Source organism: Corynebacterium sp. SCR221107 (genome assembly GCF_027886475.1).
Lineage (GTDB): Bacteria > Actinomycetota > Actinomycetes > Mycobacteriales > Mycobacteriaceae > Corynebacterium.
Map to the genome: position 1 here is coordinate 2363197 of NZ_CP115670.1, position 19868 is coordinate 2383064.

The following is a 19868-nucleotide window of genomic DNA, read 5'->3' on the forward strand; positions in this document are numbered from 1 at the left end:
CTAGACCACCTGGTATCCAGCCTCTGCGATCGCATCACGCACAGCCTGCTCAGAGATGTTCGCCCCTTCGACTACCACCTTGCCGGTGGCAGGGGTTGCAATGACGAGACTGACGCCTGCGACGTCACCCACTTCTTCCTCCACGGAGGCCTTGCAATGCCCGCAGGTCATCCCCGTAACGTCAAAAACCTTGGCATCAAAGGTTGCGGTTTCTTCAGCGGCGTTGCTCATGATGAGTCCTTCTTGCTTCGATTGTGAAAGCTGAATGCTTGTGGAGCCTTTCTCCACCCACAACCCAACTATACCCCCATGGGGTATATTGTCAACACCTAACTATGCCAGGGTCACAACCCGATCCGCGACGCGCTCGAGGATCACCTCGTCGTGGCTGACCAGTAACAATCCCACCTCATGGCGCCTGGTGTAGTCGATGAGAAAGCGCCAGATCTTCGCCTGGGTATGAAAGTCCAGCATGGTGGTGATCTCATCGGCAATCATAAAGCGAGGCTGTGCGGCAACAGTGCGCGCGATCGCTAGGCGCTGCAGCTGCCCGCCAGAAAGTTCATGGGGGAATCGGCTCAGCCACTCCTGCTCAATACCCAGGCCTGTGACGACGGTTCCCACGAGCGCGCCCGAGTGCCCGATGGAAGTGCCAACGCGCAGGTAGGGGTCGAAAGCCTGCTCCGGGTGTTGCCAGATAAGCTGCACCGGGTTCGGCTGGCCGGCCACAATCTGCGGCGGTGCGCCGTCGTAAAGCACCACGCCTGCGGTGGGGGCAAGGTAGCCGGAAAGGACCTGGCACAAGGTGGTCTTGCCGGTGCCACTGGGACTCGATAGCCCGACGCGCTCCTGCGTGGACAACTCAAGGTCGATGCCCGCTAAGGTGGGCGTTTTTGCGCCGGGGTAGCAATATTCAACCCCCCGCGCCTGAAGCGTGTGCATGGTTTCCTTAAACCTCCATCATCGCTTGTTGCCACGTTTCGAGCTTGCCGACGCCGAAGGTCGTGGCAATGCACCCCTGGTCGAAAATGGCCACCCGATCCGCGCAGGCCCGCGCGGCGGGAAGATCGTGGGTGATCAGCAGCACCGCCATGCCCTGGCCGGCGAGGTCCCTCAAATCGCCGACCACCTGTTGGGAAAGCGCCTGGTCTAGCCCGGGAGTGGGTTCATCGGCAAGGAGAAGCGCAGGCGAACCCATCAGCGCCATCACCAGCAATACCCGGCGCGCCATTCCCCCGGAAAGCTGCGTCGGATACATGCACTCGACCTCGGGACCAAGGTTGTAGCGCTGCATCAATGCACGGCGGCGGGCAGGCTCACCGCCGATGGCTTGGCCCACCCGCATCCGCGGATCAAGCGCGTCGATCGACTGCGGCACGTAGGCAATCTCGTGTCCACGCAGCCGGGCAAGCGAGAGTGCGCTTTGGGTTTCTCCGTCGAAACTCACGTGCCCGGTAACGAAGGAGTTCGGCTCATACAACCCCAGGATCGACTCGGCAAGCAGGGACTTTCCCGCCCCGGATGCACCCAGAACCGCCAACACCTCACCTGGGTAGATCCTTAAGCATAGGTCTTCGATGACGGGGGTCCGTTTCTTCTTCGCCCGCCAAAAAGCCCCCGACTCATACATCTCGAAACCCACCGTCAGGTGGGAAATCTCCATCAGCGGGCGCCGATTTCCTAACGCATCCACTCTCGTACCTACTTTTGTGATTGTTGGGGATCGAGCATGACCCGAAGGCGCGTACCTGTGGCGTCGATAAGCACGATGAATGCGATGAGCGCGCAACCGGGCAAGACCGCCTGCCACCAATTGCCCACGGCAATCTGACGGGAGGCCTCAGCGAGGATGATGCCGATGCTGGGCGTTTCCGGCGCAAGACCAAACCCCAGGAAGGTCACCGCTGCCTCGTGCAAAATGGCGTGTGGAAACATCAGCACCACCCCTACCAAAAACTGCGGAAACACCGCCCGCACCACGTGGCGGGTAAACACCTGCAGCCGGGTCGCACCCAATTGGCGCGACACAGCCACATATCTACTGCTGCGCACCTGCATGACCTCGGCGCGAATCACCCGCGCCAGGCTGGGCCAGTGGGTCAACGCAATGCCCACACTCACGCCGACGATGCCCTTGCCTAAGGCGAAGGCCACCAGAATCAGCGCGACAAGGTGTGGGATCGACAACATGAGATCGATTAACCATCCGAGGAAAGCATCCACTCGGCGACCACCGAGGCCCGCGGCCACCCCGACGATGACTGCGATGACCGACGAGACGACCGCCGCCCCACAACCGATGGCCACACCGATCGCCAAGCCCGAAATCGTGCGGGCGAACAGGTCGCGGCCGAGCTGATCGGTACCGAACACATGCCCGGCACCCGGCGCGGCATTTTTCGCACCCAAATCGCTGCTGATGGCCTCGGGCCACAATAACCACCCGGCGAGCGCGAGACCCACAACCACACACGCGCAAGCCACAAGCAGAACCAGGGTCGCGCGCCGATTGTTGCGGCCGTGGGCAACCGGCAGGTGAAACACTCCCTGGGTCACGTTCGTGCCGATCATCTATTCTCCTTCGCCAGCCTAGGCCCTGCGCCCTGCGGTCCCAGGCCCCGGCTGATGGCATCGGCAGCCGAGTTGCCCAGCATCACGATCACCGCGGAAACCACCGCGATGCCCACGAGGAGGTCGGCGTCGCCGCCAAGGCCCGCCACCACGGCCGCCTGCCCTAGACCCGGGTAGGAAAAGACCTGCTCCACCAGCACCGAACCCCCAAAGATCTCCGCAACCGACGCGCACTGCACAACCAATGCGGGAACGGCGACGTTGCGAACCCCATGGCGCCACGCCACCTGCGCGCGCGAATAGCCGCGGGCCTGCGCGAAACGCGCGTACGGACGTGCCATCACATCGATGGTCTTCTCCCGGGTATGCAGCACGATCTGGGGCATGCCCACCAGCGCCAGGGTGAGCGCAGGCAAGATGAGGTGGCGGAGGCGGTCAACGCCTTGAACATCGGCGGCCGCCACCCCGGCCGGGGCGGACAGCCCCGACGGCAGCCACCCCAGCCACCCGGAAAACACCGCGAGGATCACCAGGCCAAACCAAAACGCCGGCGCCGACGCCAGCACCAGCATCACGGCCTTGATCACCCGGTCGACTACCCGCCCCTGACACGTCCCGGCGACCATCCCTAGCGCGAACCCGACGAGGCCCGCAAGCAGCCATGCCACGAACATCAGCAGCACGGTATTCCCGGCGCGAGAGACGAGCACGTCTACCACGGGCTGATTAAACCTTAAGGACACGCCCAGATCGCCGCGCAGCGCATTCCGCAGCCACCCCATCCACGCGGTGCAAAAACTCTGGTTATCGCCCCAATAATCGGCAAGGCGCTGTCTTTGCTCCTGCCCGAGGCCCGCCATACCCACCTGGCCAACATTCGTGCTCAAAGGATCCACCAGCGAGGCCTTCACCAGCGCGATCGTCAGCGCGCTCAGGGCGATAAGCAGGGCGGCCATCCGCGCCAGATACCCGATCAGACCCCGCACCTGCACCATACTAGGCCGGTGGGTCACTGCCAGCCCCAGCGATCCACATTGTTCACCAACGACCAGCCGTGACCATGCGGATGCGGCTTTTGGGCGCCCACATCGAGGCCATCGCGCTTGAAGTAAAGATGATTGACATTGGCCAGCCAGATCCAGCTCGCCCCGCCCACCGGCGCCACCCCCTCGGCACCATCCCACTGGGCCAGCTTCCACTCGTTATAGGCCCCTTCAACCGTGGGCGCGGCCAGCGCTGCATTAAGGTGGGCATCGACGGTGGCATTGCGGTAGCTGGAGAAGTTAGAGGCGCTGGTGCTAAAGGTGAGGTCGTAGAGCTGGGTGGGGCTGTTGGAACCCCAACCCCACACGATTGGATCCGCATACTGGTGCGCATATAGCCCATCGCTGTCATACGTCCAGGTTGCACCGCTGGTGTGGACCTGGATGCCAAAATCTGTCAGCTGATTCTTGATTTCCTCGGCAATGGCCTGACGGGTGGAATCGTCGGTGGGATACATCAAGGTAAAACCGGCCAGCTCCCGACCACGGGCGTAGACCCCCTCATCGCTTTTCGCCCATCCTGCCTGCTCCATGAGGGCGGCTGCCTGTTTCCAATCGGTAACCACCTCCATAGCCGGGCTGGCCCACGGCAGCCCATCCGCGACACCATAGGCGATGCGCGCATGACCGGAGAAGACATGATCGATCAGCTGCTGGCGGTCCACCGCCAGGTTGAGGGCGCGACGCACAAGCACATCACTGCTAAATGCCGCGCCCACGGGAAATTCGTGGCCCTGGCCATCGGTGGTGGGTGCCTCCGGTTCCACACAGGGCAAGGAGATTCCTCGGCAATCATTCGTGGCGCACTCCAGCAAGCTATATCCGCTCATGCGAGCCTGCGCGAGGGTGGCGGAAGTATAGGCGATATCGACCTCCCCCGCCCTAGCGGCGGCGAGTGCGGCGTCCTCCTGCATAAACAACACCGTAACCTTCCTCATCGAGGGCGGCGTGCCGTAGTAGGTAGGGTTAGCCTCCAAGATGACCTGCTGCCCACGATCCCACTGCACCAAGCGATAACGCCCGGAGCCGATGGGGGCCTGGCCATAGGTGGCCGCATCATAGGAGGCCTCCGGGATGATTCCTACTACCGCGAGGGTGTACAGCAAGGCGTTATATGGCTTGGTGAGATAGATGACCGCCTTAAAATCAGTCTCGGCGACCGCCCGGTCCACGTAGCTAAGATCCAGTTGGGAGCCCGCCGAGGCCTTGACCGCGTTGATGCTAAAGGCAACGTCGCGCGCGGTAAGCGCGGTGCCGTCGGAGAACACGACATCGTCGCGGATGTCGAAGGTCCAGCTCATCGCGTCTTCGGCGACGGCATAGGAGGTGGCAAGATCGTTGACGAAGGCGAGGTTTTCATCAGTGGTGATCAGCGTGGACTGGATGAGCGGCTCATGGACATGCTCACCACAACCCCAGTTGAAACACGGATCAAAGCCGGCATCCGGCTCGCTGGTGGTGTTCATCACCACGATGACCTCATCGTCATTGCCGGACACACCTCCCGTACCAGTCATCGCGGAGTTAGCCCCCGAATCCCTGCTGCAAGAGGATAGGGCCCAAGCCCCGCCGGCAAGGCCTGCCACTTTGAGCAGCGATCGCCTCGTCAAAGCCCTCGAAGTCGCTGCCACGAATCAGTCCTTTCTCCTCACCATGCCGCGGATTGTCCTTGTTAGCGGGCCATCCCATCCACCATGCGCACGGTGGTGGTTGTCGGGTTCCATGCTAGGCCACCGAGAAATACCGTTCCTATTGCGCAGCAACGCAAAAAGTTGCACAGCGCAAAGCCCCGCCGGGTGCCCGCAGAAAAACACAAGCTTTGCTGCATGTTTTAGACACCCCGGCGGGGCTTAGCATTGACACTCTCGTGAAACTATCCAGGCAACGCAGGAGTAGCAAACTACGCTACCGCGCAGTCGGGCTACGCGTTGCCGGCGCTCCAGGTCTCCCACGGGATCATCCAGTCACCCAAACCGTCCAAACCGTTAAGCTCGCCGCCGACGGTGTTTTTCACCGTCACGAGATCGCCGCGCTTGACAAAATCCTGGAACCACTGGGCATTCTCGGTGCTGACGTTGATGCAGCCGTGCGAAACGTTGGCGACACCCTGCGATCCGACCGACCACGGCGCGGCATGGACATAGATACCCGAGTAGGACATCTGGGAGGCGTATTGAACGTTCGTACGGTAACCACCCGCATCCAAAGCTAGGCCGTAGGTGGTGGAGTCCATGAGCAAGCTTGGGTAAAGGTCACCGATGGTGTAGACACCGTTGGGGGTCGGGTTGGCGTTCGACCCCATCGAGATCGGCATGGTCTTCACCGCCTCGCCGTTTTTGTACACGGTCATCTGCTTCGTCGCATCATCGGCGACTGCCTCGACGCGGTCACCGATGGTGAAGTTGGTGGAGTTATCATCCGATCCGTACACCCCGCCGCCTAGATCAACACCGTACAGGTTGGCCTCGACGTTGACGGTTGTGCCCGGTTCCCAATAGTCCTTCGGACGCCAACGTAGTTCAGTCGCCGTGAGCCAGTAGAATGCACCGTCAACCTTTGGCTCGGTGGTAATCGTGATGGCGTCCTGGGCCGCCTGACGATCCTGGATGGCAGTGGAGAAGTGGAATTGGATTACTTGACCCACGCCCACAGTGGAGTCCGGGATCGGCGTCAGCGAGGCGGAATCCGTAGCCGCCGGCGTCATCGTGGAGAAGGCGGTGGTGGAGGATTCCCCGTTCTTGTCCTTGGCGACGATGGTGTAGTGGCGGTTGTATCCCAGCTGTTCGGTGGTGTGCCAGGTTCCATCGGCGCCGATCTCGGCTTGGATAACCTTGCCTTCCTCGTTGGTCATCGTGACCTCATCCAGCCCGTCGCCGAGGGATTTAACAACCACCTCGGTGGCAGGGCTGACGTCGGTTGCACCGTCGCTAACGCTTGCCACCGGTGCCAGCGCCTTCTCCACCACAGGGGACGTCTGGGTGTCCACGGTCTCCTGTGCCTGCTCGGCCCTGTCAATCGTGCATCCGGTCAACACGAGCGAGGCCGCCAGCACTGCCGATGCCACGGACATTCCCTTGAGTTTCAAAGACCTATTCACCGTCTTGTCCAACACTTAAAAGTTTCCTCTTCGCATTTCACAACGCATCAATAATTAAAACCACAGGGCGCAGTACCGAGTCCGCAACCTAATGGTGCAATCCTACGACCGATTTGCCCGAGTTCTCCCGACAGAAATCAACTCGTTGCCCAACTGTTATACGGGCGCCGAGATATCGCAGGCATCCACCGACGAGTCACACCAGTTAACAAGCGCCCCAGCAGTCCATTTCATGAATGGAAAGTGGAAATCACCACCATCCCTTCCATCGCATTTCATTCAGCGCCGTTACCCATACCCGGCCTTGACGCCTACACCCATCACCCCCCGGAATCACCCGTCCGTGTTCCACGCGCCCCACTCGGCCATTCATCCACATGGCAGAAACATTAAGACCTCATTGCGACATCACACTCCGATATTTCGTACATGTGTTCGATGTCTTTGCTTAACGACGAACGTCGCGCAGCACCACACAGGCGCCATTACGCCAGCACCGTTTCCATACCCAGTGCACCCTAGCGACACCCGCACCACCAGCACTCACCCAAAACAAGCGCTGAGCTGGGGATTTTACAAGCTTCACCCCGGTGGGTAATATTTCTCTTCGTTGAACGGCAGCCCGAAGGGTGGCCGGAAAGCGGATGCGCCATTAGCTCAATTGGTAGAGCAACTGACTCTTAATCAGTGGGTTCGGGGTTCGAGTCCCTGATGGCGCACTCATGAAAAGCCAGATGGTTTAACGCCGTCTGGGTTTTTTCTTTTCATGTTTCCACCATGCGCCATTAGCTCAATTGGTAGAGCAACTGACTCTTAATCAGTGGGTTCGGGGTTCGAGTCCCTGATGGCGCACAATAAGGCCAGGTCAAACGGTATTTTTACTGTTTTGAACCTGGTCTTTTTTGGTAGTCAGCCCTGCTTAGGACAGGAATTAGACTATCACAACCCCCGGCGCGTCTTCGCTGTCCGCGACGCGTTTGGAGGAAGGTTTTAGGGCACGCGTGGGCACAAATTGGGCACGCGGATTCGGGTCAGTACGTCAGCTTCGCTCTGGCAGATTCCAGGCGCGCTACACAGCACCCGATGGCAACCGATACAAGGCCGAAGACACATTCCCAGATGAACTAGCCGCCTTTGGATGGCTGGCAGATGTTCGCAGGAGCATCGACCTTGGTACATGGACACCGCCACAGGACAAGCCTGCTCCCCCGAAGATTCCCACCGTTGGGGAATTTGTTCGGCATTGGCTGGAGGTGCAAGCTCCCAACATTCGGGCATCGACGTTGAACACATACACCGAAGTACTTTCGAGCAGAGTGCTTTGCCACGAAGGCCTGTGCAAGACTCCTGTAGATACGCTCACCCCGAAGAAAGTCGCTTCGTGGTGGCAAGACACTGTTACCGCAAACGCTGGCACAGCTCACAGAAACACGAAGGCCTACCAGAAACTAAGGTCGGTGATGCAACTAGCCGTTGAGTACGGATACATCACGTATAACCCTGTCTACGTCAGAGCAGCAACGAAGCGAAGCAAGCCGCATCGCAAGGAGCTACCAGACACCGCAGAGCTTCGGGCAATCCTTGACGAAGTACCTCACAAATACCGCTTAATCACCGTTCTTTGCCTGTTTCACGGCCTTAGGATCGGCGAAGCACTTGCACTCAAGGGACAGGACATAAACCCGTCAAACGTGCGTGTACGCGGCACTTTGTCACGGGTTCCCAACGGAGTCGGTGGCATGAAAATGGCGTTGCATCCGCCGAAGACGATGGCAGGCTATCGCACCGTACCTGTCCTTCGTGAGTTCCGAAGCATCATCATCGACCACATCACCACCTACAACCCCGGCATGGATGAGTACGCCACCATAACAGACAAAGGCAGCGTTGTCTTCGATACCAGCTACCGAAGCATCTTCAACAGAGCGAAGGCGAAGGCAGGAGTTACTTCGGAGATCACGCCACATTACGGGCGTGTGTACCTCATCACCCGGCTTGCCGAAGCCGGTGCCACTCCATCGGAGATAGGCCGGATACTAGGACAGGAGGATACAGCCACCATCGTTGGCACGTACATGCGAGCAAGGGAACACAGGCCACAGGAGTTGATGGATCACCTCAACCTTGGAGACTGATCGCGCCGGGTTGTCCCCGTCGCTCATCTCGAGGGTACGAACGAACACCTGGGGCGGTGTGAGTGAGTAGAACGAGCCTTTTTTCGGTGGCCGACGAAGATCATCATTCTTCGGAGGCCTACTAGGTGACGGAGATGCTTAGTCATCGACGGAACCACTATTCTCCACTACCCCGCCGGGGCTTGGTGCCCGGCGAGGGAATATAACTTAGTTATCCTTGGTCGGCTGGAGCTTGATGGCTCCAGCCTTCCACTGTGGTTGGTCGTTCATACCCAAGGCCAATCCCCAATTGGCCGTTGGATATTCACTCTCCGATGAGACAAGAAAGAATTTTGACCAGGGGATACATAAGGGGAAACTTCGGTCAGAAGTCAAGCCTGTGACCAGCGGTTATATGACCACTTGACCGACTTGACCGAAGCCCCATCGGTCAACTTTCCTAGGTGAATCGCTTCGATTCGGCATCCCATCGCAAGGATGAGTCATCGGACTTCACCATCTGGTTGATGCGATTCTTCACCGTGTTTTCGCTGTATGGCGTGCCATTGGCGTTGTATACGCCTTGCCGGTCCAGCTGGGAGGTGACGTAGCGGAACACATCGGCTTTGGATGTACACGAAGCCGGGGCGCTTCGTGCCAACTCTGCCATTGCAGCCAATGCCTTGTTAGCTTCGGATGCTTCGGGCTTTGCATCCTCCACCCGTTCAGCCTTGCCGTTCTCGTCAAAGCGGATGCGTAGACTCCCACTGTCTCCTACATTGCCTTCGGTGGTCAGCTTCACCGCATCCTTTGACTTCACCACGCCCACGACGTGGCGCATCAATCCGACGATGCCGTTGTTACCCATCGACGCAGCCAACGGGTCACTACCACTTGCCTTGGCACTGTGGTGGATGAACACCACAGGCACCCCGGCGCGGTTAAACCGCTCTGCTACTTCGGTCAATGCCGTAATAGCTTCGGGCTTGTTGATGTCGATGCCACGGCAGACACCTAAGATGTTGTCGATTATGACCAGGCCGACGTTTCCAGCTTCGGCAGCTTCGTAGGACAGCTCTGGTACGCCTTCGATGCCAACGCGGTTGACGAAAGCGTGTTGCAGGTCAACACCCAGGGCTTGCAACCTTCTAACGTTCTCCTTCTCACCATTGGCTTCGGTGGTGACAATTAGGACGTTATTGCAGCTCAAGGCCTTCGCAGGCGAAACACCTATAAAAGGTTCACCGGAGATAAACGAAGCGGCAAGGTTCACTGCAAGTAGCGATTTACCTTGTTTGGGCTTGCCGACGAACATCGTGTAGCTATCGCAGACGAAGCCGGGATAAACCCACTCCTCAAGATCGCCGTTGAGTCTTTGGGCGATGTCATAAGCCGAAGGCGTTGGCAGAATCGAAGCAAAATGCTCATCTACCAGGCGTTGAATGTCCTGGTCGGTGTATGCATCGACGGTCATCGACCACCGCCCACGGTGTCATCTTCGGGCACGTAGAACGTGATGGCAGGGGAATCGCCGTCGCTCCACCCTTCGATTCGCGCCGGGGCGTTGGGGTTGCCGTAGCAGTCAGTGCCCGCCATGCCTTCGGCAAAACCTGCATAGCATTGGATGGGTTGGAGATGTTCCGGGGCGGTCATCACGGCTTCGATGGCACGCTTATCACGCTTGAAATTGTTAAACGCCTTGGTGGCGGGTACTACGTTGCCCACAGAGTGCGTGGAACGCGGAGCGCTCATCGGCTTAACATGGTCCAGCTCCATGAACGTGCTGGCATCGGACTTGTCATTGCTTTGCAACGGGGTTCCGGTGTAGTAGCAGCGATCAATGTCAGCATGGCGTTTCTTGACCATGTGCTCCTTCCATTCCCCAGGCGTGAACGGATAGACCCGCTTGCCGTTCCTTCGGAATCGCTTAACCGCAGAGTCAAGACGGCCTTGGACACCGTTGGCTTTTCGGGCACGGTTGCGCTGGCGCTCACTCTGGCATGGCTGGCACTCTCCCGCCTTGCCACGATTGCCCTTCTTATCGTTGGGGAATGCATCGAAGTCGATGACGTCGAAACAGGTCTTGCAAAGGCGCTTGCCTTGCAGTGCGTAGAACTCTCGGAGTTCAGAGAAAGACTTTTTGACTTTAGAAATAGGAATCTCCTTTGTTAGTTGGGTGATGCTGTCAACGTGATATTGGACAGCGTTGGGTGAGGGGGTGTAGTGTCGTGGCTACATGATTTTTCGTACCTCCTTGACTTTGTTGTGCTCGGGAAATTGTGGGCGCATGGCAGTGCGCCGCAACTGAAAAATGACAGACTTCTCCTGTGGGCATCGGGGTTCACTGTTCAGTTCTCACATAGCAAGCTAGAACAAGCGTTCGACAGAAACGCAGAGTCTAGCCCTCAACACTACAGCAACCCCTTTGGCAATATCAAGTCAGAGGGGCGTTTTGTGATGTAAATTACAGACTTTTCCCCCAAAATGTCGAAAACTCCAGGTAGTTCACAATGCAAAATAGTTGGTGAACACCAACCATAAACCTCAGACTCGTACACGAACTGACACCCGCATTACGCTTCGGTGGCACCCCCAGGGCAGGGGTATACCCCCCTGGGGTACGTAGGCCATGCAAGTCAAGACTGCCTTCCCGGAGTTGAGTATGTGCCACCCGCTCAGACATTCCCGATCAAACCTCACCAGAATTGGGACGGCTACAGCATCCCAACTGCAAACGCTCCCCAATACATCCCAAAGGCCACACAGGACAGCAAGCCCAATCCACGCCGCAGGCAAGGCCATCCATCCCACCATCCCGGCGCGAGGACACTATGCCACCCCGAAGCGATGCCATACCCAAACCTGTCCGTTGGACTATGCTTTTGGTTGCCAGTTGTGTCGGCACCGGGGGCTTAACTGTGAGAAGCGGGTCGAATAGCGGAGTTCTCCGCTAGGAGGTGTAAAAATTCCTCTGGGTCTTTAACCGTCAAGCGAATGGGTCTTCCGATATTGCGGTGTAGGAGGATATTTGCAGAACCGGCATGGAATGAAATAGTGCCATCCAGGAAGTGAACCCCAAACGTTTGGGATTCGAGTATGGGGCCCGAGGGAAGGATCTCCGCCCCCTTCAGAGATTCCAAACGAACGTTGCTAACTGGAATGCCAAGAACTGAAATCCGAAGGATTTCATCATTCAGCAACACCCCGACATTAAAGAAAATTGCCAGAGACACTAAAAGACCGCATGTGATAAAGGCGGTTTGATCTCTTCTGGTCAAGAAGTAGACACACAATAAGAGTACTGCGAAGATAAGTACGATCCGACTAAAATTATATCCAAATACTCTTGATCGATAACTTGAACCAGTCATGAATATCACTCAACTTCCTTCCAACTATCTTCATGGGTAGTAAGGCGAAAATCACCACTGTGAGCATCGTGAGGGAGAATGAGGTAATTCCCATGAATAAAGCAATTCCCCCGTGCAAAAACACAGCTGCCAAGATCGCCGTAGATTTCCATTTGTCGGATGCGAAAGTAGCTGCAGCTATGTACAGCTCAACCGCAATAGTGCCCCAAGTGAGAAACGTAATAAAAGCGGGGCTCGCTAAAATCGGAGCAAAGAGGATTTGCCTGAGCCCAGTGAGCCCGAAGAATGGAGAAATAAGGTCATAATAGACTTCAGTCCCATTTGCCCAGTTGTCTACTCTAATTTTTGCGATTGCCGCATTTGCATAAACAAATGCCACCTGAACTTTAAACAGTAAAAATGAATAGAAAGCTAGAAGGTAGCCAAGCCGACGTGTCGGGAATTGCTTGATGATCCATCTTGCCAAACCGAGGGTCAAGCAGAAGATACTCGCGATCAAGCCAATCTGATCGCCTCCGTCTGGAGTGATTGCCGTATTGTGTAGAGAGTAGAAGATCCACGCTACTCCAATAGAGGATGCCCCCAATATAGATGCTAAGCACAGTATCAGGCCTATAACTCTTGCAGCTTCGGGATGATCGCTGAGGATGAAGAACAAGGAAAGCTTGTTTATCCCTTCGAACACTGGATTGGGCACTTCGCCTATAAACCGCGGGGGAACTAGTTTATCCCCGGGCGTAAAAAGGAGTGTGGCACCGGCGCAAGCCGCGAGACCCGACCGAAAAACTGAGAAACTAGGGCCAATTACATTCGGCAAAAATACTTTAGATTTAAGGCCTGCTCGCGCAGTGTACGTCAATTCTTGCGAATCTGACGGCGATGATATCTTCATCAACATAGCTCCTATACATGAAATCAGCGGGCTTAGTTTCTAAGAGCATTATTTCTCCGCACAAACTGGGGCTTCTCGTAGTGGAATGCACGCTAAACTTGTCGCCACCTTCTACCTTTGCTTTCTGCAAGCATCTTGTAGGGGGGGCTAGGTCGGCACATGAAGTCCACTGTTCATCGGAAAGTTGGCTCTGGAGAGATCCAACTTCCACGCCTTGAGCCCGTCCCTCTCGATTTAGTCCAAAGAAATTCACCCAGCGAGAAGTCGGTAGGTGCGAGAGTGGCAAACCATCCTTGCTCCAAGGAGTTACCAAGGGCTCTTGGGCGCTTCTAGTGAAGAAACCCCACCCTTGGGGGAAAACATGGCCTTGTATACTTTCCCATTTCGTCCCCTTCCAGGGGGGATCGAACGCCAATGTAGGTAGTGCTGTAAACGTCATTGTTAAAAAGAGCACTGAAAACACGAAACTCAGGATGTAATGGGAACTCCTCCGCAGAGGCACTGCTGTCGATGATCTATTCCCTGAGATCACGGGGCGTAAGTCTCCAAGATCGCTGTAACAACTCGCTGACGCTCCAGACTTGCCTGCTCCTCGGAAATGACAGCCCTGGACTCAGCGAGCTTAACCTTATGATGGACAAGCGCATACGTCTCAATATTTACGGCCGCACCGTAGTTGACCAAAACAGCGACTGCCCAGGCAAAAACGAATGCGCATTGTGGGGATGCGTTTGCGCCTGAATTGTTTAGGTCATTTTCAAGGGACTGGGTAATGAGATCGCTTCCTCGTTCGAGCGCCCTTTCGATCCGATAAGGGTTTCCAGTCGCGATTTCATTGTTGAAGCCCTCTACAAAACCAGGCTCCATGGACTCAACCTGGGTCCTCACCTTTAGGTGAAGTTCATCATCCTCGCGGGATGCCTCCTTTTCTTTAGCTAATGAAGCGTAAATGGGATCTTTTAGGTTCTTTGCGAGGATCTTAGCGTTGGGGCCATTGCCGAAAAATATTTCATCAAAAGCATGGTCCGTTTTTGAAGTATTGGACGATTCTTGTGCTTGGTTTCCCAAACCTCTGGACATTTCTCCAGTGTGCCGCGTTGTTACCCTCCCTTCGTCGTCTTCCTTATTCCATACATCCTGGGCATTGGCTGTTGCCCCTGCGAAGACTGCGCTTGCAGTTACAAGGGCAAGACCGGTGAGACGTTTTCTGTTCTTCACTTAAAATCTTCCTTCATGAATGCGGTGTGAGAAAGGGAGGTGTAGCCTTGAAAAGTTTAAGGTGGTTCTACCACAATTAGGTTTGCAAAATGGATGATTTTTCAGAAAGGTTCTCAATTCGGATTGCTGCCTTAAGGTCCTAATGTGTGTATAGCGTACAGCCATACGTACATCACCACCCCAACCTGTTCCCGCTGTACGTTAGGGTCAAATCTCCCATTGTTTGACAGTTGTCCGGTTAGGTCTTAGACTTATCCGTACACACCACGGCAACGAAGGGACTAGGACAATGGCAGTGATCGGATACCAGCGCGTTAGCTCTGTAGGCCAAAACGAGCAGCGGCAATTAGAAGGCATCCACGTCGATGAGATGTTTACCGACAAGGCAAGCGGCAAGGATGCGAACCGTCCACAGCTGCAAGAAGCCATCCGCTACGCACGCAAAGGCGATACCTTCACCGTCCACAGCATGGACAGGCTGGCGCGTAACATCGTTGACCTTCGCACCATCGTCGAGGAACTGAACGGCAAGGGTGTCGCTGTCCGATTCATCAAAGAAAATTTGGAGTTCACCGGCGAAGACTCCCCTATGTCCAACTTGCTCCTGAACATGTTGGGAGCCGTAGCAGAGTTTGAACGTTCCATGATTAAGGAGCGACAAGCCGAAGGCATTGCCATCGCAAAGGCACAGGGCAAGTACAAGGGCCGCAAGCCATCGCTGTCTCCAGAGCAGATGCAGCAAGTGCGACAGCTCAAAGCCGAAGGCGAAAGCATCTCTGCCATCGCCAAACAGTTCGGAGTTTCTCGGCCATCCATCTACCGGGCGTTGGAAGACTAACCACGAACACGACGAAGCCCCCACAGCGCGAAGCTGTGAGGGCATTTTTCATGTCTTAGGCGAACCAGCGTACACGTTCCAATGTGGACAGGTATTGTTCAGATTCCCGCGTGATGTCGCTATCCGCCACCAACCCGGCGCGCCGGGCAAGGTCAATCACGGGGGAGATGATCGGGTGTTCGTCACTCAAGTTCTCATCATGGATGAGGAAAATGCGGCCGTCTTCAACGCCTGCGAAGGCGATTCGGTCAACATCAACTAGATCACACTCACCTTTGATGACGATGGCCTTCAAAGCTTTATCTAGCGTCAGCAAGTCTTGAAACAACTTCATGGTTTTACCTCTCTCTGGGCACGAATTGGGCACAAAGCCCGTGTATGGTTATTTTCCAGAGCAGAGCATCTACCAAAGTATGCCGTTGACCAGTGCAAACGCACTGTTATTCAGCTTCTAAAACCCTTCGGGGTTCGAGTCCCTGATGGCGCACTGTTTTCCCAGCACAAGACCCCCGCCAGGCAAGCGCAGCCTAATTTGGCGGGGGTCTCTTGGCGCCGCTTAGGGGTATTAGATGGGGGCAATGCCCAGGTTCTAGGTAAAATGTCGGAAGTATGCGAGCACTTGTCATCGTCGACGTTCAAAACGACTTCTGCCCCGGCGGTAGCCTAGCCACCGCCCGTGGTGACGCAGTGGCCGCTGACATTGCGGAATTCGTTGCCACGCACCGCGATGAGTATAACTTCGTTGTCACCACCCAGGACTGGCACATTCAGCCCGGCACCCACTTCAGCGCGGCGCCGGATTTTATCAGCACCTGGCCACCACATTGCGTGGCTGACTCCCACGGCGCCCAGCTGCACGAAGCGCTCGCCGGCACGCCCACCGACGCCGCCTTCTTCAAAGGCCAATACACCGCCGCATACTCAGGCTTCGAGGGCTTTACCAATGACGGGACGAGCTTTAGCAACTGGATGCGCAACCATCAGGTCGACGTCATCGACATCGTCGGCATCGCCACCGACTACTGTGTGCGCGCAACAACCTTGGACGGGCTCAAAGAAGGCCTCAAAGTGCGCGTATTCTCCAACCTGTGCTCCCCCGTTGCCGAAACGACCGGCGAGGCAGCCTTGGAGGAAATCGCCACCGCCGGCGCTGAAGTAGCCTAAGCCAACCACCTGCAGCGCAACAGGCAAAGAAAAGCTTGCCGACGCGCGGGCTGGCTACGTCGGCAAGCACAAACGCCATTAACGAGATGCCAACAGGCGCTGGATCTCCTTGAGCTCCTTGCGCTTGCGGGAGCTTCGAGCAAGCGAGAAAACTACCAGCGTAGCCACAGCTGCACCAACGCCGGCCAGGATCTTCTGAACCTGCGGATCCTGCAGCTTGGAGGTCACCTGCCCCTTCGCCTCATCGACCAAGTTCTGCGGCTTGGTGCGATCCGCGATCTCATCGAGGGTGCTCGCAAGCTGGCGGCGGGTGCGCTCAATATCGCGCTGAATATCATCAATATTGCGTGCCACTGGGTTTCTCCCTACGTTCCTTTTTTTAAAAGTCTTGTGTTTGCCGCGCCGGAGCGCGATCGAGCACTAAGTCTACTCTTTCCCATCTACAAGAGTGCCACAACCTGAGGCGAAAACACCGATCCGGCCAGCAAGATGCGCGCCTTTTTTGGCTATCCTTAAAGGTATGACTGTTTTCCCACGACTGGAAGTAGGCGCGATCGCACCCGCCTTTAGCCTTGCCAACGATTCGGGCTCGACCACCTCGCTGGCTGATTTCGCCGGGCGCAAAGTCGTAGTGTACTTCTACCCGCGCGCCAACACCCCAGGGTGCACCAAGGAGGCCTGCGACTTTCGCGATTCACTAGCTCAGCTCAACGACCTTGGCATCGATGTCGTCGGCATCTCCCCCGATACCCCGGACAAACTGGCCAAGTTTCGCGACGACCACGGCCTCAACTTCCCGCTTCTTTCCGATCCCGACAAACAGGTCATGCAAGCATACGGGGCGTTTGGTGAAAAGAAGAACTACGGCAAGATCGTCGAGGGCGTCATCCGCTCCACCTTCCTCGTCGACGCTGACGGAACCATCGAGCTTGCTCTGTACAATGTGCGCGCAACCGGGCATGTTGCTCGCGTGCTCAAGGAGCTGAACAAGGCCTAATGCCGAACAAGGCGGCGCCGGAGCGCGCGGGGCAGGAACCGGGGCAGGAGATCCTCCTACCCCGCCGCAGGCCTGCCCAACAACGCTCCCGCGAGCGCTTCTCCCGCATCCTTTCTGCTGCCCGCAGCGTGCTCGTTGACGTGGGTTTCGAGTCCTTCACCTTCGACGAGGTGGCCAAGCGCGCCGAGGTGCCGATCGGTACCTTGTATCAATTCTTCGCCAACAAGTACGTCCTCATTTGCGAACTCGACCGCGAGGACACTGCCGCCACCATTGCCGAACTGCGCCGCTTCGCCGAACTTGTCCCTGCCCTCCAGTGGCCAGATTTCCTCGACGAGCTGATCGACCACCTCGCTGGAATGTGGCGCGCCGACCCTTCCCGGCGGGCGGTGTGGCACGCCGTGCAATCCACACCCGCCACTCGCGCCACTGCTGCCGATACCGAGCGCCCCATGCTCGAAATGCTCGCAGAGGTACTCAAACCCTTGGCCCCGATGGTGACAGACGATGAACGCCGGGCCGTTGCAGGACTTTTGGTCCACACCGTGGTTTCCCTTTTGAACTATGCCGTGAACTCCTCGGCCGATGAGCAGGCCTTTGAGGCCACCGTTGCCGAGATCAAACGCATGATCATCGCGTATCTCTTCGCCGTCGCCACCGGCTAATTTTCGCTTGCCGACGACCACTGCGCCCAATAACTATCGCTCGATTATGCACGTCGCTGTTGCATAGTCCCCGTCGTGGCTAATGCTCAGCTGCACACGTTCCATTCCCGACGCCTCACGCACCTTCCCACGCGGCTCGACCACGACCCTTCCAAAGGAATCCGCAACAACCTCTATCTCAGAGAAGTCCACAGCGTCAGGGGCAAGTGGCGGCGGGAATCCGAACAACGACTGCGACCAAGCCTTGATAAAGGCTTCCTTCGCCGCCCACCGCCCAGCCAAATGTTCCTCGCGGCGTTGCTTGGTCGATGCAAGCCGTAGCTCCCGTGAGCTAAAAACCGCCTCGAAGCGCGAACCGGGGCGAGCTAGTTGTTCCGTAAAAGCGGGTACGTACACCAAATCGGTGCCCACAAAGTAGGTCATGACAACCAAGCATATCTACAGAAAACAGATGCAATGCCCACAGGCAGTGCAGCACTATTTGATGCGTGCCTTTTGCTTGGCAAAACCTCTTGCCCTTCCTATCTCCACAATTGGATGCGAAGCATTACCTTCCTCACGCCCTCATTTAAGCGACCGAACTCATTCGATCTGCGCCTGAAAGGGCTTCAAAGCGATTCCAAAAACCACGTGAAAATGTCTTCGAACATTGCGTTGCATAAACAATTTTTCCCCTCTACTACCTGGTAGTTTATCCTTTCTTGCCCCAAGGATAGCACATTTGTTCTAGACGCATGCCACATTTTCAATTATCGTGTGAACCATGACACTTCTACAAGCATTAGCGATGATGACCACCTCCCCGGTCGCGCTTCTGCGCGATGCCAGGGAATCGACCGTTGCTCTGGAGGAACTAGGCATCGAAGAATCTGAAGCCAATTGGCTTCGCTCGATGACAGAGACGTATTTCGTGTTAGGACACTACAAAAGCAAGGCCGCGCAGGTGCTTCGCCTTATTTCCGAAAACGGCCACACCCTTAATGGGCTGAAATTCGTCGAGGACTACGCGCGCAAGCTATCACGCAAGAAGGCTTGGCAGCTTCGGCTAGCCGTATTTTCACAGCACCCGAAGAACTTCGCAGACCTCAAATCCATCGCCAAAAGGGAGCATTCTCGCCTCAAGCCTCCACCGCGCAACCCAAAGAAGGGCGTCCGGATTACCCATCACAAAGGTGGCGCGTTTAGCCTCAACATCACCGGTGACCCCGAGCATGTCAACTCCATGCACGAAGCTCTCAAGGGGCTAGCTGATCCAGCAGCCACGATCGTCGAGAAGGGACACCAACCGCTGCACACCAACCAAGGCTCCGACCTGAGCTCCGATGAAAAACCGAGGATGAGCATTCCCCGAATCGGAGCTGACCTCGTCTTACACCCCATCATACAAATCCCATTGGATGTGGCCGACAAAGTTCTTACTCAACCCGACGGCACCGTGATGCTTGAACGCTCGGACGGCGTGCGAATGAGCGCAATGGATTTCATGGCTTCACAGATCTCACCGGAATGGGGAATCGCCCTTATTCACCCAGTTCTCGGTTCTGTCGAGCTTGGCCGTGCCTACCGCTTCGCTTCTGAAAAGCAGAGGGTTTTGGCCATGGCCGAAGCCAGCCATTGCATGTGGGGAGACTGCCCTGTACCGGCCGAGCATTGCCAAGTCCACCACATCAGGGCATGGAAACACGAAGGAAAAACCGACCAAGAAAACTTAGTTCTCCTGTGCCCAGGGCACAATCTCATCAATAACGACGACCCAGGACGCGCAAGCACGTTTGGCCACGTGATACGCACTGAATTCGGGTTCCGGAGAGTATACCGAGAATACCGCGAGGCCTCGAGCCCACAGTGGGAGGCCAAGGTTGCCTACGCCAGGGGCCACGCAGCATAGCGGAAGCGGT

22 protein-coding genes and 2 tRNA genes are annotated in these 19868 nt (G+C 56.7%); 9 read left to right on the forward strand and 15 right to left on the reverse strand.

The annotated features are described in order from the left end of the window. From PAB09_RS10205 to PAB09_RS10235, 7 genes are all read right to left on the reverse strand, one after another. Positions 1-231, reverse strand: coding sequence for a heavy-metal-associated domain-containing protein (locus PAB09_RS10205; protein WP_271033561.1), 231 nt, complete (start codon positions 229-231; stop codon positions 1-3). 102 nt (positions 232-333) lie between these two features. Next, a complete protein-coding gene (locus tag PAB09_RS10210; RefSeq protein WP_271033562.1) occupies positions 334-942 on the reverse strand; it encodes an ABC transporter ATP-binding protein in 609 nt (202 codons plus the stop codon). A gap of 7 nt (positions 943-949) precedes the next feature. Beyond that, positions 950-1663 (reverse strand): ATP-binding cassette domain-containing protein, encoded by a 714-nt coding sequence (locus PAB09_RS10215; protein ID WP_271033563.1) that lies wholly within the window; start codon positions 1661-1663, stop codon positions 950-952. A gap of 38 nt (positions 1664-1701) precedes the next feature. Beyond that, complete coding sequence (locus PAB09_RS10220) at positions 1702-2571, reverse strand: ABC transporter permease (protein WP_271033564.1); 870 nt, start codon at positions 2569-2571, stop codon at positions 1702-1704. Continuing rightward, positions 2568-3557, reverse strand: coding sequence for an ABC transporter permease (locus PAB09_RS10225; protein ID WP_271033565.1), 990 nt, complete (start codon positions 3555-3557; stop codon positions 2568-2570). Before PAB09_RS10225 ends, PAB09_RS10220 begins: the two co-directional genes overlap by 4 nt. 23 nt (positions 3558-3580) lie before the next feature. Further along, positions 3581-5131 (reverse strand): ABC transporter substrate-binding protein, encoded by a 1551-nt coding sequence (locus PAB09_RS10230; RefSeq protein ID WP_271033566.1) that lies wholly within the window; start codon positions 5129-5131, stop codon positions 3581-3583. Between the two features lie 404 nt (positions 5132-5535). Then, positions 5536-6684: a L,D-transpeptidase gene (locus PAB09_RS10235; protein WP_271033567.1), complete on the reverse strand. Its 1149-nt coding sequence runs from the start codon at positions 6682-6684 to the stop codon at positions 5536-5538. Positions 6685-7357: 673 nt separating this feature from the next. On the opposite strand from PAB09_RS10235, the gene PAB09_RS10240 reads away from it, so the two are divergent. The 3 genes from PAB09_RS10240 to PAB09_RS10250 all read left to right on the forward strand — a co-directional run bounded on the left by PAB09_RS10240 (position 7358) and on the right by PAB09_RS10250 (position 8846). Continuing rightward, positions 7358-7430, forward strand: a tRNA-Lys gene (locus PAB09_RS10240). Between the two features lie 60 nt (positions 7431-7490). Next, positions 7491-7563: transfer RNA gene (locus PAB09_RS10245), tRNA-Lys, on the forward strand. A gap of 608 nt (positions 7564-8171) precedes the next feature. Next, positions 8172-8846, forward strand: coding sequence for a tyrosine-type recombinase/integrase (locus tag PAB09_RS10250; protein WP_271035370.1), 675 nt, complete (start codon positions 8172-8174; stop codon positions 8844-8846). A 439-nt stretch (positions 8847-9285) separates the two neighbouring features. On the opposite strand, the gene PAB09_RS10255 is transcribed toward PAB09_RS10250, so the two are convergent. Continuing rightward, on the reverse strand, positions 9286-10299 hold the full coding sequence (locus tag PAB09_RS10255) for an AAA family ATPase (RefSeq protein WP_271033568.1): 1014 nt from the start codon (positions 10297-10299) through the stop codon (positions 9286-9288). Continuing rightward, positions 10296-10691: a hypothetical protein gene (locus PAB09_RS10260; protein WP_271033569.1), complete on the reverse strand. Its 396-nt coding sequence runs from the start codon at positions 10689-10691 to the stop codon at positions 10296-10298. The genes PAB09_RS10255 and PAB09_RS10260 overlap by 4 nt, the downstream gene beginning before the upstream one ends. Here PAB09_RS10260 and PAB09_RS10265 point away from each other — a divergent pair. Continuing rightward, positions 10674-10997, forward strand: a complete 324-nt coding sequence (locus PAB09_RS10265; protein WP_271033570.1) for a hypothetical protein — start codon at positions 10674-10676, stop codon at positions 10995-10997. The two genes, PAB09_RS10260 and PAB09_RS10265, sit on opposite strands and share 18 nt — an antisense overlap. A 1158-nt stretch (positions 10998-12155) precedes the next feature. Here PAB09_RS10265 and PAB09_RS10270 read toward each other — a convergent pair. The 3 genes from PAB09_RS10270 to PAB09_RS10275 form a co-directional block, all read right to left on the reverse strand. Beyond that, positions 12156-12893 carry a hypothetical protein gene (locus tag PAB09_RS10270; protein WP_197693080.1) on the reverse strand — a complete coding sequence of 246 codons (738 nt, stop codon included), beginning with the start codon at positions 12891-12893 and terminating at the stop codon, positions 12156-12158. Positions 12894-13026: 133 nt separating this feature from the next. Beyond that, positions 13027-13527 carry an SdpA family antimicrobial peptide system protein gene (locus PAB09_RS13370; protein ID WP_442873750.1) on the reverse strand — a complete coding sequence of 167 codons (501 nt, stop codon included), beginning with the start codon at positions 13525-13527 and terminating at the stop codon, positions 13027-13029. Positions 13528-13616: 89 nt separating this feature from the next. Next, positions 13617-14306 (reverse strand): hypothetical protein, encoded by a 690-nt coding sequence (locus PAB09_RS10275; RefSeq protein ID WP_271033571.1) that lies wholly within the window; start codon positions 14304-14306, stop codon positions 13617-13619. Between the two features lie 289 nt (positions 14307-14595). Between PAB09_RS10275 and PAB09_RS10280 the strand changes: the two genes are divergently transcribed. Beyond that, positions 14596-15144, forward strand: coding sequence for a recombinase family protein (locus tag PAB09_RS10280; protein ID WP_271033572.1), 549 nt, complete (start codon positions 14596-14598; stop codon positions 15142-15144). A 55-nt stretch (positions 15145-15199) separates the two neighbouring features. Here the strand turns inward: PAB09_RS10280 and PAB09_RS10285 are convergent, their stop codons facing one another. Next, entirely contained in the window at positions 15200-15478 is a 279-nt protein-coding gene (locus PAB09_RS10285) for a hypothetical protein (protein WP_271033573.1), read from the reverse strand. 275 nt (positions 15479-15753) lie between these two features. Between PAB09_RS10285 and PAB09_RS10290 the strand changes: the two genes are divergently transcribed. Beyond that, positions 15754-16308: an isochorismatase family protein gene (locus tag PAB09_RS10290; protein WP_271033574.1), complete on the forward strand. Its 555-nt coding sequence runs from the start codon at positions 15754-15756 to the stop codon at positions 16306-16308. 78 nt (positions 16309-16386) lie between these two features. On the opposite strand, the gene PAB09_RS10295 is transcribed toward PAB09_RS10290, so the two are convergent. Next, positions 16387-16662, reverse strand: coding sequence for a DUF3618 domain-containing protein (locus PAB09_RS10295; RefSeq protein ID WP_271033575.1), 276 nt, complete (start codon positions 16660-16662; stop codon positions 16387-16389). A gap of 166 nt (positions 16663-16828) precedes the next feature. On the opposite strand from PAB09_RS10295, the gene bcp reads away from it, so the two are divergent. Together bcp and PAB09_RS10305 are read left to right on the forward strand one after the other, a co-directional pair. Beyond that, a complete protein-coding gene (gene bcp, locus PAB09_RS10300) occupies positions 16829-17305 on the forward strand; it encodes a thioredoxin-dependent thiol peroxidase (RefSeq protein WP_271033576.1) in 477 nt (158 codons plus the stop codon). After that, positions 17305-17970, forward strand: coding sequence for a TetR/AcrR family transcriptional regulator (locus PAB09_RS10305; protein ID WP_271033577.1), 666 nt, complete (start codon positions 17305-17307; stop codon positions 17968-17970). The genes bcp and PAB09_RS10305 overlap by 1 nt, the downstream gene beginning before the upstream one ends. 33 nt (positions 17971-18003) lie before the next feature. On the opposite strand, the gene acpS is transcribed toward PAB09_RS10305, so the two are convergent. Beyond that, positions 18004-18393, reverse strand: coding sequence for a holo-ACP synthase AcpS (gene acpS / locus PAB09_RS10310; RefSeq protein WP_271033578.1), 390 nt, complete (start codon positions 18391-18393; stop codon positions 18004-18006). Between the two features lie 340 nt (positions 18394-18733). On the opposite strand from acpS, the gene PAB09_RS10315 reads away from it, so the two are divergent. Further along, on the forward strand, positions 18734-19858 hold the full coding sequence (locus tag PAB09_RS10315; protein WP_271033579.1) for an HNH endonuclease signature motif containing protein: 1125 nt from the start codon (positions 18734-18736) through the stop codon (positions 19856-19858). The last annotated feature ends 10 nt before the right edge of the window (positions 19859-19868 follow it).